The sequence below is a fragment of the Candidatus Zixiibacteriota bacterium genome, from assembly GCA_036480375.1.
Lineage (GTDB): Bacteria > Zixibacteria > MSB-5A5 > GN15 > JAAZOE01 > JAZGGI01.
This window is the reverse complement of sequence record JAZGGI010000028.1, coordinates 151,933-165,370: the sequence shown is the minus strand read 5'-3', so window position 1 is coordinate 165,370 and position 13,438 is coordinate 151,933. Positions and strand designations below refer to the sequence as shown.

The window sequence follows — 13,438 nt, the reverse complement described above, 5'->3', positions numbered from 1 at the left end:
ATCCTTTCAGAATCAGTCGCTTATTCTATTAATATCGGCGCCCAGCGCCCGCAACTTTTCCTCCAATCGATAGTATCCCCGATCAATATGATACACTCTCAATACCTCAGTCTGCCCTGAGGCGGCCAGCCCGGCTAAAACCAACCCGGCTCCGGCCCGTATATGCGGAGCCATAACTGAGGCTCCCGTCAATTTTTTTACGCCGGTTATGGCGGCTTCGTTGGCGGTGACGCTGATATCGGCTCCCAGGCGGTTTAATTCCATCACGTACGTGAAAGCATCTTGAAAAACAGTCTCGCGGACACGGCTGATTCCATCACCTTTCGATAAAAGAGCGGTCATGCAGGCCTGTAAATCGGTGGGAAACCCGGGAAACGGGAAAGTAACCACGTCAACAGATTTTATTTTTTTCGGGGCGGCAAGTTTAATACCATTTTTTATATCCTTGATTTCAGCGCCTGCCTCCACTAATTTCTTTAACACTATTTCGAGGTGAGATGTTTCCGCACCGCTAACAATGATGTTGCCTCCTGTGGCCATAGCAGCCATCAAAAAGGTACCAGCTTCAAGACGGTCTCCCATGACGGTATGTTTAACGGGCTTTAATTGCGCGACCCCTTCTATAGTCATACGGGGTGTCCCCGCGCCTTTTATTTTCGCGCCGGCCCTGGTTAAGAATTTAGATAAATCTACCACCTCCGGATCGCAGGCGGCGTTTATGATATGTGTCGTTCCCTTAGCCATAACCGCGCCGAACATGATATTTTCAGTTCCGGTATGGCTGGGACGATCAAAATAAATAGCATTGCCTTTCAAACGTTTTGCGCGAGCGATGACGTATCCCTTTTGCTCTGAAATTTCGGCGCCTAGTCCGGCGAATCCCTTGATATGATAATCGACCGGCCGCGGTCCCAGGGCACATCCACCGGGGAGAGAAACTCTTGCCTCGCCCATTCTCTGCAGGATAGGGCCCAGTACCAAAAACGAGGCCCGCATTTTACGCATGAGATCATAAGGCGCTTTATTGCTGGTAAGATTTGAGGCGTCAATGGTCATAACCCCTTCATTGCGGTCATAGCTCACCTTCGCGCCCAAATGAGTCAACATGGCCGTCAGGGTATCGATATCTCTGAGAGGGGGGATGTTTTTGAGGACCGTTTCACCTTTCTTGACAAGAAGTGATCCGGCTATTATCGGCAGGGCCGCGTTCTTGGCGCCCTGCACTTTTATTTTTCCCGAAAGAGGTTTGTTACCGCGTATTAAGAATTTATCCATAGTTTTTTCCTACCCCATACAAGTTATACAATATTTATATCAAAAAGGTGTACGCTAATTTTCTTATTGCCTGAATTTAATTATAAAATCCTTCAATGATTCCCGAACGCGCTGCAAAAAATCGATTGTATCGGCGGTACGGTAATCCGGATAAGTCCATTTTAAGGGACGATAAGAGTTATCTTCATATAGAAGCGTTATTTCGCCAAAAATTCCGTTGCCCAAATAAATTCTGTGTGAATATTCCTTGGTTGAGGCAAGGATTACATTAGCCAAACCAATCAATCCCGGGTCGATATTGACCAAACGCCCGCCGTCGGCATTGACGAATTTGCGTTCAATGGAATTAGTCTCGTTTTTAATATCCTTGAGATTGTCGGGCATGACCGGTTTTTCAAACGATACAAACAGGCGTTTCAAATCCGCGCCCATTTCTTTTTTATAATACACTGTATGCGAAAAATCGAAATGCTCCGATTCAAACTCCACCGGCCCAAATTTATTTTCGAGTATTTCCAAAACCTGTTTCAAAGTTTCGATATCGCTGTAGATGAATCCCGCGAACAGCTTCACCGGTTCGATATTAGTTTTTTTCGTCATCTTTTATTCACTCTTTTGTGCATGGGGACAAAAGTTAAGACATAGGCCGCAAATAAGCTGTCCGAAATTATTTTGCTTCGAGAAATAAACGACTTGCTCCTGACACTTTTCCAGAGAAAAGTTATCCACCGAATCACCAATTGCCCCGGCTGGACATTTCTTTATGCAGGCTTTGCAATCGCCGCAGTCATTTTCGATAATCTCATCCGGTTCAAGCTCCAAATCGGTCAGAATCGTCGTTAGCCGAATCCGTCCACCGTATCGGGGATTTATAAGAAGGTTATTTTTCCCCCGCCAACCGAGCCCGGCTTTCCATGCAATTTCCCGGTGATTGACATGAGCCAGAAGGGGATAGCGGGTGACAATCATCGAAGCCGGAATCGGAATCGCGCTCCGGTCCATTTCGGCGATACGTTTGGCTAAATGAAACGTGATATTATCCATAACAGCGTTGGCTGTGCGGTAATGCGATTTGTAGATATCGTTGGGGCGATCAACGAGCGTATCCATGACTGCCTTACGCAGAGAAACACCGATTGAAATCGCAAAAGGCAGTTTTTTGGCTTTGTCTCTGATTTCAGGGTGAAAATTCTCAACCAGGTCGCCGAATTCGCAGATCCCGAACGCAGACGCGCCGAGTTCCATAACCAGATCTCTCAAATTGTTCTTAACCTGAGCCAAATTCATAGTTTTATATGGTAGAGGCTCGCAATACCGAAGTCAACTAAAAGGGCGGGATTTAGGGGAAAGCATAACATTCGATTCCTTACGATCTTAAATCAATAAGATGTAAAATTTCGTAGCAACTAAACATTTTCGGGAAGAAAAACGTCTTATAAGTGTAATCCCCTCAGAACATCGTTATAACACTTAAGCTCATGGAGGTGGATTATGCGTATCAAATCATGCATACCACATCTGATCCTCACCCTTCTCCTCACCGTCACAGTGTTTTTCGCCGCCGCCGGAGATGCCGGAAAGATCAAAGGAACCGTTATTGACGCCAAAACCGGCGATCCCCTCGCCGGAGTATCGGTTCAAATCAAAGGCACAACGATGGGAGCCAAAACCGATTTGGACGGAAAATTCCTTATTCTCTCGGTTCCGCCGGGAACCTACACTCTTGTTTTTTCATCCGCCGGATTCGAGACGGTTGAGATGACAGATGTTCAAGTAACAGCGGGAAAAGTTACCGAGCGGGATATTAAGATGAAGCCGGGTAAATCAGAGATTGGAAAAGTCGTCACCGTAACGGGCAAGCGTAAAGGGATTGATTTTAATCAGACCGGAACAATTTCTGTAAAGCCCTCTGGGTCCATCCATGAAATTAGAATTCCGTCAGCCGATTATCAACCATCCAGTGATGCAATTAGCGCTTCACGCAGCAAGGTACATTATAATGGCGGGCCTCAGGGTTATTGTCGGGAAGTACAAATTCCGCCGGTTCATGGAGGATCTTCGATTGTCAATGATGAGCCTTTCGATGCCATGTTCTTCAAAAATTACGGCGTCAATCCGTTTGTCGATACCGAAGACGATCATCTTTCGACTTTTGCCACCGACGTCGATGATGCATCGTTTATTATGGCTCGGTCATATTTGAATCGGGGTGAGCTGCCCCCGGTCGATGCCATCCGAGTCGAGGAATTTATCAATCATTTTGATTATCGCTATCCGGCTCCGTTTGAAAAGACTTTCGCCGTCAATATCGAAGGGGCCCCCTCCGAATTCGGTCAAAACTGTACTCTCTTACGGATCGGCATTAAGGGTTTGGAAATCCCGGATGAAATGAGGAAACCGGCCAATCTCGTTTTTGTCATCGATATTTCCGGGTCAATGAAACGAGAAAATCGCCTCCGATTGGTAAAAAGGTCGCTTCTCATGCTTCTCGATGAACTCCGCCGCGACGATAAAGTCGGTATTGTCGTTTACGGTAATCACGGGCGTGAAATTCTTCAGCCGACGTCAATCCGGTATCGCCAGGAGATTGAAAGGGCAATTAAGTGCCTCCAACCCGGTGGTGCGACCAACGCCGAAGAAGGTATAGTCCTCGGATATCAAATGGCCCGGCGGAATTTTGAAAAGGGTAAAATTAACCGGGTTATCCTTTGCAGTGACGGGGTGGCCAATGTCGGCAGGAGCGGCCCTGATGCCATCCTGGAACAAATTAAAGAATATGCTGATTTTGGGATTACGCTTTCGGCAATCGGTTTTGGGATGGGCAATTACAATGATATCCTGATGGAGAAACTGGGGAATAAAGGCAATGGCCACTATGCCTATGTGGATAACCTCAAGGAGGCTCATCGTGTTTTTGTCGAGAATTTAACCGGTAATCTGCAAGTTATTGCCCGTGACGTCAAGATTCAGGTCGATTTCAATCCTGATGTTGTCCGCAGTTATCGTTTGCTGGGATATGAAAACAGGGATGTCGCTGACAATAAATTCCGTGACGACAAAGAAGACGGCGGTGAAATTGGGGCTGGCCATACCGTTACGGCTCTGTATGAAATTAAATTCCATAAGTACAAAAACCATGGCCCAATCGGTAAAGTTTATATCAGGTATAAAGATCCGGTCGGTTTCGAAGTTACTGAGTTCAGCAAACGGATAAATCGAAAGATGATTCGCAGGCATTTTGCAGCGGCCTCTCCGGAATTTCAATTGGCCGCGGTTTCGGCCGAATTGGCGGAAATTCTTCGTAAGTCCTACTGGGCCAAGGAGTCACGTCTGGAAGACGTTTATAGAATCGCTCGCAGGATAAAAAGAAATTCTGAAATTTTTGGAATTGTTGAGCTTTTAAGAATGATTTTGGCGACTCAAAGGCTTGAAGATGAGTTAGCCGAAAGATAAAATTAAAAAAGGGATTCAGATAATGAGGGCTGAATCCCTTTTTTTGTCAAAAAAATAAAAATTATTTGGCAAAAAAGGGATAATAACTTATATTGTCGATAGCGATTAATGGGGAGGGTTATTTAATAGAGGGAGACGTTTATCGGGGCAGAGCACATTAAAATATCAAAGATTTGACAATCAAGTGCGTTTCAAATAGTAAATCAGAAAAATAATTCTCGTCGTTACTTCTTCCCCTCATGGGATGGCATTAATGGCGGGATTCGGGTCGATGGAGTTCGTGCTCTCTCCATCGACCATTTTTATTTTTATCGAATTAAAAATATTTTTATTGCTCACGGGTTGCCAATCCCGCCGCATTGATATAGATTTAGGTTTATTTTTTTGATGGTATAGTTATTAGCACAGGACTATTAAGTGCGGAATTATTCTTTCGGTTGAGGAGGAACCAATGATTAAGTCACGCCTGGCAATTTTCCTGGGGCTATTGATTGTGACAATGTTGGGGGTTTATTCTTATGCGGATGAAGATCGACTTTTGCGTTTCCCTGATGTAAGTAAGGATAAGATCGCTATCGCTTATGCCGGTGATATTTATACTGTTGATCGAGACGGCGGCCCGGCAATGCGCTTGACTGCGGATGAAGGATTGGAATTATTTCCTAAATTTTCGCCCGACGGCAGCAAAATCGCTTTTACAGGGCAATATGACGGCGATTTCTCCGTTTATTACATGCCTCTTGAGGGAGGCCTGCCAACGAAGCTAACTTTCCATCCGGGGGTGGCGCGAACTTCCGAGCGCATGGGACCAGAAAACATAGTAATGGGTTGGCACCCGGACGGCCAATCGATATTGTTCCGTTCCCGAAAAGCCGAGCTCGACGTCTGGCAGGGCCGAGCGTACCTGGTTAAAACCTCGGGCGGATTGCCTGAACCGTTACCGATGGCATGGGCCGGATTTACTAGTTTTTCTCCTGATGCCAAAAAAGTCGTTTATTGTCCCAAGTTCCGTGATTTTCGAACATGGAAAAGGTATAAAGGCGGAATGGCTCAGGATGTCTGGATTTTTGATCTGGAAAGCCTTGAGGCTCAAAAGATAACCGATTGGGTCGGTACCGACAATATGCCGATGTGGTTCGGAGATAAAATCTATTATAATTCCGATAGGAATGGACGGCTGAACCTCTATTGTTATGATATTGCCACCGGTGAAACCCGAGCCGTAACGAATTTTTCCGATTTTGACGTTCGCTGGCCAAGCCTGGGACCGGATGCCATCGCCTTTGAAAACGGCGGATATATATACTTACTGGAATTACCAAGTGAAACCGTTAAAAAAATCTCAATCGATATGATATCCGATTATAACTCTATCCGACCGGAATTTATTTCGGTGGGTAACAGTATTAATGACTTCAATCTTTCCCCGGATGCAAAACGCGCTGTTTTTTCGGCCAGGGGCGATGTTTTTACGGTTCCGGCTAAAGAAGGGAATACTCGGAATTTGACTAATAGTTCCGGGGCGCATGATAAAGCGCCGATTTGGTCGCCCGACGGGAAGTGGATCGCTTATTTATCGGATGAGACCGGGGAAGATGAACTTTATTTGATATCCCAGGATGGGAAGGAAAAGGTTCGCTTAACAAACGATGGTCATTGTTTCCGTTACATGGGAACCTGGTCGCCGGACAGCAAAATGCTGACTTTTGAAGATAAAAATAATAAGCTGTATTATGTCGATATCGAAAGTAAAAAAATCACGCTTATAGACCATGATAAAAATGGAATTGGCGGCCACGACTGGTCACCCGATAGCCGTTACATAGTCTATGACAAGAATCTTGAGAATAATATTCGGGCCATTTTTGTGTATGCCATTGATGATGGGAGCGCCCGGCAGATCACGCCCGGTTATACTGAAGACTACAACCCCGTATTTGATCCCGACGGAAAATATATCTATTTCCTTTCACAGCGATCTTTCAATCCTCTCCTGGGAAGTTACGAATTTCAATACGTAAATACAGCGATAACCAATTTATATTTAATTCTTCTCCATGCAGATGACAAATCTCCGTTCTTGCCTGAAAGCGACGAAGTCGCTGTTGCAAAAGATGAGGATGAGGATGAGGATGAAGATGAAAATGAAGATGAAGAAAAGGATAAGAAAGAAGATAAGAAAGGCAAAAAAGATAATAACGGTAAATCGGATGAGGATTCCAAGGAAATCAGGATTGATTTCGAGGGAATATATGATCGCCAGATTGCGTTCGATTTACCGGCCGGGAATTATTCCGGTTTGGCGGCTGCTTCGGAAGCAGTATTTTATGTATCCAATCCTCTGAGAGGCTTGCGGGGAAGTATCACCGACGGCGAGCGCACCTTGTATAAATATGATATTGCCGAAAAGGAAAACCACAGCTTCGCAAAAAATATCGGCGGGTATGTTCTCGACGCCCAGGGCAAAAACATGCTTCTCATTCGCGGCGGCGCTTATCATATCGTGGATATTTCAGGCAGTAAAGCGAGCTTTGAGGACAATCAGTTAAATACTTCACAGATGAATATGAAGCTGGATCGCAGGGACGAATACGCTCAAATGTTTCATGAGTCCTGGCGGCGCGACCGCGATTTCTTTTATGATACCAATATGCATGGTGTGGATTGGGAACTCATGCGGGAAAGATATGGGGCCTTAATTCCGTATGTCGCTCACCGCTTCGATTTGACTTATCTCATTGGGGAAATGCGAGGCGAGTTATGTTGCTCACACACATATACCGGGGGAGGAGATTATTATCAACCGCCTTCGAGCCGAGTTGCGCTGCTTGGTTGTGATTTTGAGATAGATGAAAAGAATGACCGCATTAAAATGGTTAATATTCTTGAAGGTGAAAACTGGAGCGGACAATTGAGGTCTCCGTTGACGGAAACGCATGTTGATATAAATGAGGGAGATTATCTTTTGGCCATCGACGGCGAGGAGATTAGGGCGGATACGAATCCTTATAAATTGACCCAAAATAAGGCGAATCAAAAGATTACTTTGACGGTAAATGATCGGCCGAGTTTGGATGACGCTCGCGAAGTCGTAATTGACCCGCTGGCATCGGAAGGTGACTTACGGTATTATAATTGGGTCGAATCCAACAGGGCTTATGTCGATTCAGTTTCCGGTGGCAAAATCGGATATATTCATTTGCCTGATATGGGCAGTTATGGTTTGGTGCGATTCAATCAGATGTTTTATCATCAGTTGCGCAAAGAAGGACTTATCATAGATGTACGCTGGAATGGAGGCGGTTTCGTTTCACAATTGGTTCTCGATCGCTTAAAGGAAAAACTCTCTGGCGTTAATACATCCCGTAACGGAAATCCCAGCCCCCGTCCGGGAACCGCGGTTACGGCACATATGATAACTCTGTGCAATCAATTCTCTTGCTCCGACGGTGATAACTTCCCGTACTTTTTCAAGTATTATAAGCTGGGAACCGTCATGGGTATGAGGACCTGGGGAGGAGTCGTCGGTATAACCGGTTTACGCCGATTACCTGACGGAGGGTATATATATGTTCCGCAATTCGCCAAATATTCAATGAACAGCGAATGGGTCATGGAAAATGAAGGCGTTATTCCGGATATTGAGGTAGATAATACACCCGAGCGATTGGCAAAAGGATACGATGATCAATTATCGGAAGCAATAGAAATGCTTTTGAAAAAGATTAAGGAGGAACCGGTAGCGCTGCCGCCTCACCCGGGAATCCCCGAAGAAAGATAATCAAAGGATAATTAAAAAAGGCCCCGAATTTTTTGTTCAGGGCTTTTTTATTGATATAAACCCATCACAGTTCTTTAAGAAGTTCCTTTACGGCCCGGACTAATTGTGGGTCTCTGCCGTTCATAAAATCATCCGGAAGGCGTTCCACCAGAATATCCGGCTGCCGGGGAGCTAAGTCGGTATCTTCCATATCTACTGTATAGGCTCCGGTTGATGGGCGGCGAATGCGAGTACCATCAATCAAGTAATAACTGCCCGTTCCGATAACTGCTCCGGCGGTCGGTTCCCCGATAACTTTACCCAATCCCAATTCTCTGAAACCTTCGGCAAAAATCTCAGAATTGGACGCCGACCCGCCATTTATAAGAACGTTCATTGGTTTTTCGAACGCTTTAGAGCGATATTTGGTTTCAGAAGTTGTCGGGAAATCGCGGAAGCTCCTGATGAAAAATGGTTTTCTGGCCAGCATCCCCAAAAGATGAACCGCGATATTACCGCCGCCATTGTCACGCACATCGATAATCAACCCATCTTTTTCTTCGGCATAAGCGATTAACTCCTGCTTGAAACGCCGGAGCCAGGTGCTCGACATCGCCGAAATATGGATATATGCCAATCGTTTGTCGGAAAGCGAATCTACCAAGCGTCGCCGGTCTTCTATAATTTCATTATATTTTAGCCCAGTTAATGCGCCTCTCGAAATCGGCTTAATGACGATACTGGTATCTTCTTTTCCGGCTTTATTGCCGATTGTTAACGTCAGACGCTTACCCCGTTTACCGGATAGATATGTAAAGAAATTATCGCCTGATTTTAATTTATGATCATCAATTTTGACGATATATTGTCCGGCTTTAATTCCCGCGATTGCCGCCGGGGATTCGGGAACAATGCGTCCAATTCGAAATTCGCCGTTTTCATCCAACTCCTCATAATCGAGCAAAATACCTGTTTCAGTGGTTACGATATGACGATTCGTTCCGGGGTCGCGAGAGTAAATATTTAAATGAGAGGCCCGTAGTTCACCCATCATCTCAAGAACCACATCTCTGAATTCCCGGTCGGAGCGAACATGATCCACCAAAGGTTCATATTTTTTACGAACGTCATCCCAGTCGGTACCGTGGAATTCCTTATCATAAAAAAATGAATTCAGCATTTGCCAGGATTCGCGGAATTTTTGCCGATTGAGCTCCTGAAGATCAATATCCATGACTGCCGAGAAGCTGACGGTACTCTTCTTGTTACCATCTATTCCGATTTTCTTAATCTTATCATCCTCAAGGTAAAAAACGGATTTTGAATCTTCTGATACGCGAAGAAGAGACTTTCGCGATTTTGAATGAGTCAGCTGTTTCAGATTTATTTTATCTTCAGTATTGACCGACCATAGTTCGGGTTCCCCTAATAGAGACGCGACAAACACGTATTTTTCGCCGTCGGGGGCTAAAACGGGTGATCTACTGGAACCGGATAAGTTAAAGGCCAAAGACCTTCTCTTTTCAATGCGAGTAAAATCGATTATAGTTTCTTCGGCTGACTTGTCCTTATCATCCTTGTCTTTTTTATCCTTTTTATCTTTGCCGTTTTCTTTCTTTTTGTCTTCAGGCTCTTCGATAAACAGAGAATCGAAGGATGATTCGTAGAACTCGAGAGGTTCATGCTGCAAATCAATTTTATATGTATTGACATCGCCTTCAAAATAGTTTGAAAAGTACACAATTTTACCATCTTTTGAGAAGCGAGGAGCAAAGCTCCATCCGGAGGATTTGGACAAAAGCTGAGGCTCACCATCAAGCGTAATGGCGTAAATATGCATTTCATAGGTGGGGCCAGTCATCGTAAAAGTGAGCCATTTCGAATCGGGCGACCAATCATACTCAAAATCCGGTTCAAGGCTCAAATCATAAAAATTGCCTTCAATCCAGGTCGTTTCGCTTCCGGATTCAATATCGTACCGCATTAATTTGTTCAATCCGCGATAAAAGGCGAGATATTTGCCATCGGGGGACACCAGCGGCTTGACATCGTTTTCATCGGATGAGGTTAATTGTTTTTCTTCTTTTGTAGTGACATCAACGCTATATAAATCATAGTTGCCGTTGCGATCGGATGAATAATATAGAGTTTTAGAATCGCTTCCCCATACCGGCGTAATTTCCCGGGCCGGCGTATTAGTGATTCTAAATCCGTCCTCAGGGTCCTTGGCCGGAAGTATAAAAATTTCACCGTGAATTATGGTGGCGATCTTTTTCTCATCCGGGGAAATCGAATACCAATCGATATCACTTTTGAATAATTTTGTTTCGACCAGATTAAATCGCTCATCGGAACGAATAGATATTGGAATACGTTTTGGTTTGCCGTCGGCTGGATCAAACAGCCATATATCAAACCCCTGTTCAAATACAAGCTTGGTGCCCTGCGGATTGGAGTTTAACCATTGAACGCCGTCACCTTTAAAGTTAGTTAGTGCCTCCGCTTCGCCTCCGCCGAAAGGAATTTTCCAGACTTGCGCCCAATTACCCGGGCATGAAACATAATAAACTTCACTTCGTTCGGCATTATAAGCGGGCCAGAAATTATGGCGTGGCTCATTGGTTAGACGCCTTGATGTAAATTTTTCTTTGGTGCGATCCTGGATATAAATATTGGCGGGAATGCTGGCTTTTAAGTCTCGCCGCCACCATCGGGTAGAGCCGACGTTAAAGATGAGATACTTGCCATCGGGAGTAATTCGTCCGTTGTATTCTGACGCATAATGATAACCGGTCAACTTGATGGGTGTACCGCCGGTTAAGTCAACCTTGTATATATCGTATCTTCCTTCCCGGCCCGAATTGATTATTACCGAGTCGCCTTCCGGGGTCCATCCGCTGCCGTAATCGTAGGATGTATGAAAGGTGATTTGCCGGGCCTGGCCCCCTTCGGCGGGGATAATAAAAGCATCGGCATTGTTAAATCTCCATGAGGTAAATAAGATATATTTTCCGTCAGGTGAATAAAACGGCCGAGCATCAACCGCGTCATGTATTGTCAGGCGGGTAGCTTCCCCTCCTCCGGACGGTACCGTCCAGATATCTCCAAAATATGAAAAAGCTATGGTCGATCCGTCGGGAGATAAGGCAGGATATCTCGCGTATTTGATATCTTCGGCAACCGTTAAGATTGTAAATGAAATTAAAAAAATAAGAAGGGTTCCAAAAATACTGGCTGATTGTTTCAAGGCGACTCTCCAATCTGTGATATTTGGTTAGAGTTCAAATTTATATAGAATTGCGGATAATGTCAACTGATGCAATATTGTAATTGGGGAGCGAATAACTGAATAACATGCAAAAAAAAACGCCCCGTTCGGGGCGTTTTGACGTGATATTTATTTCTTCTTTTCGCGCATAGCGTGAACGCCCTTGGCTTTCATCTTGACAAAATCAAATGTTTTGCCGGTTTCGCCAAGCTTACCCGGGGCTTTTTCGTTGTGACATTTTTTACAGGTTTTCTCATCGGGGATTACCAGGCCGTTGGCGACCGCCTTTTCGCGATCTTCCATAATTGCTTTCTTCTTATAATCAGATCCGGCGCCATGACAGGCTTCACATTGAACTTCTTCCAGTAGAACTCCCTTGACGTCAACACCAGTTGTATAATATTTTTTGTATTCATCTTTGGCCTTATCAGCATCGGTAAGCTTGTCGTATACTGTCGCGTGGGTAGTTGCAGACCATGATTCAAAGATGCCGTCCTTTTTATGACAAACTTTGCATTTTTTTACACCAACGTACTCATGCTTTTTGGCTTCATCGGCGCCCACCAGTACAAACGTTCCGCCGACAAGAATCAAGATGATGATAGCAATGATACCTTTTAAACGCATATGCCTACTCCTTTTACTTTTTCCCTTGCGGTGAAATCATTATCTTCGCTACTTTCTTGTACAAGAATCTATATAAATAGTTTTCAAAATCAATAGTAAAATAGTCTCCAATTAAAAAACAATTCCAATTTGCCCCATAACCAATACCGCCAATCACCGCTTTCCTGTTGACTTCTGTGGATGATTATATCATACTATTCGGTTTAGGAGCAAATATGCCTGATTTATATATAGTTGCATTCAAAGGATATCGGCGGGGTTACTATTTCAATACTTACTATCACAGTCTTGAAAAAGGCAATAAAGTAATCGTCGAGGCCGAAAGGGGAGAGGACTTAGGAACAATATCCGAAAAAGTGCCTAATGAAGACTATATTGGTCCCGAAGAGAAACCATTATCTATCCTCAGGCCAGCTTCGGCTGGAGATTTTAAAAATCAGGAGGAAAATGCTCGGGATGAAAAAAGCGCCATTGTGCGTTGTGAAAAACTGGTAGCCAAGCATAATCTCCAGATGAAATTAATTGATACGGAATATCAGCATGATAGAAATAAGCTGACATTTTACTTCACTGCCGACGAGCGTGTTGATTTTCGTGCTCTGGTACGGGATCTTGCCGCTATCTATAAAACCCGCATAGAATTACGCCAAATCGGAGTACGCGACGCGGCACGCAGACTGGGCGGATTCGGAGTTTGCGGGTTAGTGCAGTGTTGTTGTACGTTCTTACATAAATTCGATCCGATATCAACCCAATTTGCCCGCGAGCAGAATTTATCCCTCAATCCCGCGAAGATTTCGGGAAATTGCGGGAGACTTTTATGTTGTTTGACCTATGAAACGGAACATTATAAGGAGATTATCAGTAAGTTTCCGCAGCAGGGCGATGAATATACTACCGATAAAGGCACTGGAATTGTCGAGGCAATAAATATTTTTGAAAAATATATGCTGGTCAAACATGAAAACGGTGAAATGGAAAAAATCACACTTAACGATATCCGTATAAAAGAACGCCATAAAAAATCATTTTTCAATAACTGGCGCGATTAAAAA

At 44.4% G+C, this 13,438-nt stretch carries 8 protein-coding genes; 3 read left to right on the top strand and 5 right to left on the bottom strand.

Annotated elements, in window-relative coordinates; translation table 11 throughout:
- Window positions 1-12: 12 nt before the first annotated feature.
- From murA to V3V99_09055, 3 genes are all read right to left on the bottom strand, one after another.
- Entirely contained in the window at window positions 13-1,275 is a 1,263-nt protein-coding gene (gene murA / locus V3V99_09065; GenBank protein ID MEE9442804.1) for a UDP-N-acetylglucosamine 1-carboxyvinyltransferase, read from the bottom strand.
- A gap of 63 nt (window positions 1,276-1,338) precedes the next feature.
- Window positions 1,339-1,875: a DUF4416 family protein gene (locus V3V99_09060; protein MEE9442803.1), complete on the bottom strand. Its 537-nt coding sequence runs from the start codon at window positions 1,873-1,875 to the stop codon at window positions 1,339-1,341.
- A 3-nt stretch (window positions 1,876-1,878) separates the two neighbouring features.
- Window positions 1,879-2,562, bottom strand: a complete 684-nt coding sequence (locus tag V3V99_09055; protein ID MEE9442802.1) for an epoxyqueuosine reductase — start codon at window positions 2,560-2,562, stop codon at window positions 1,879-1,881.
- 204 nt (window positions 2,563-2,766) lie between these two features.
- Between V3V99_09055 and V3V99_09050 the strand changes: the two genes are divergently transcribed.
- On the top strand, window positions 2,767-4,728 hold the full coding sequence (locus V3V99_09050; GenBank protein ID MEE9442801.1) for a von Willebrand factor type A domain-containing protein: 1,962 nt from the start codon (window positions 2,767-2,769) through the stop codon (window positions 4,726-4,728).
- A 451-nt stretch (window positions 4,729-5,179) separates the two neighbouring features.
- Window positions 5,180-8,509, top strand: coding sequence for a S41 family peptidase (locus V3V99_09045; GenBank protein ID MEE9442800.1), 3,330 nt, complete (start codon window positions 5,180-5,182; stop codon window positions 8,507-8,509).
- 64 nt (window positions 8,510-8,573) lie between these two features.
- Here the strand turns inward: V3V99_09045 and V3V99_09040 are convergent, their stop codons facing one another.
- Both V3V99_09040 and V3V99_09035 read right to left on the bottom strand, forming a co-directional pair.
- The gene (locus tag V3V99_09040; protein ID MEE9442799.1) at window positions 8,574-11,735 is read right to left on the bottom strand and encodes a S41 family peptidase; all 3,162 of its coding nucleotides are present in this window, start codon (window positions 11,733-11,735) and stop codon (window positions 8,574-8,576) included.
- 150 nt (window positions 11,736-11,885) lie between these two features.
- Complete coding sequence (locus tag V3V99_09035; GenBank protein MEE9442798.1) at window positions 11,886-12,383, bottom strand: multiheme c-type cytochrome; 498 nt, start codon at window positions 12,381-12,383, stop codon at window positions 11,886-11,888.
- Window positions 12,384-12,598: 215 nt separating this feature from the next.
- On the opposite strand from V3V99_09035, the gene ricT reads away from it, so the two are divergent.
- On the top strand, window positions 12,599-13,435 hold the full coding sequence (ricT, locus tag V3V99_09030; GenBank protein MEE9442797.1) for a regulatory iron-sulfur-containing complex subunit RicT: 837 nt from the start codon (window positions 12,599-12,601) through the stop codon (window positions 13,433-13,435).
- The last annotated feature ends 3 nt before the right edge of the window (window positions 13,436-13,438 follow it).

Coding starts and splice junctions, on each gene's coding strand:
- V3V99_09035 (MEE9442798.1), bottom strand. CDS start 12,383: ATGCGTTTAAAAGGTATCATTGCTATCATCATCTTGATTCTTGTCGGC.
- V3V99_09055 (MEE9442802.1), bottom strand. CDS start 2,562: ATGAATTTGGCTCAGGTTAAGAACAATTTGAGAGATCTGGTTATGGAA.
- V3V99_09050 (MEE9442801.1), top strand. CDS start 2,767: ATGCGTATCAAATCATGCATACCACATCTGATCCTCACCCTTCTCCTC.
- V3V99_09060 (MEE9442803.1), bottom strand. CDS start 1,875: ATGACGAAAAAAACTAATATCGAACCGGTGAAGCTGTTCGCGGGATTC.
- murA (MEE9442804.1), bottom strand. CDS start 1,275: ATGGATAAATTCTTAATACGCGGTAACAAACCTCTTTCGGGAAAAATA.
- V3V99_09045 (MEE9442800.1), top strand. CDS start 5,180: ATGATTAAGTCACGCCTGGCAATTTTCCTGGGGCTATTGATTGTGACA.
- ricT (MEE9442797.1), top strand. CDS start 12,599: ATGCCTGATTTATATATAGTTGCATTCAAAGGATATCGGCGGGGTTAC.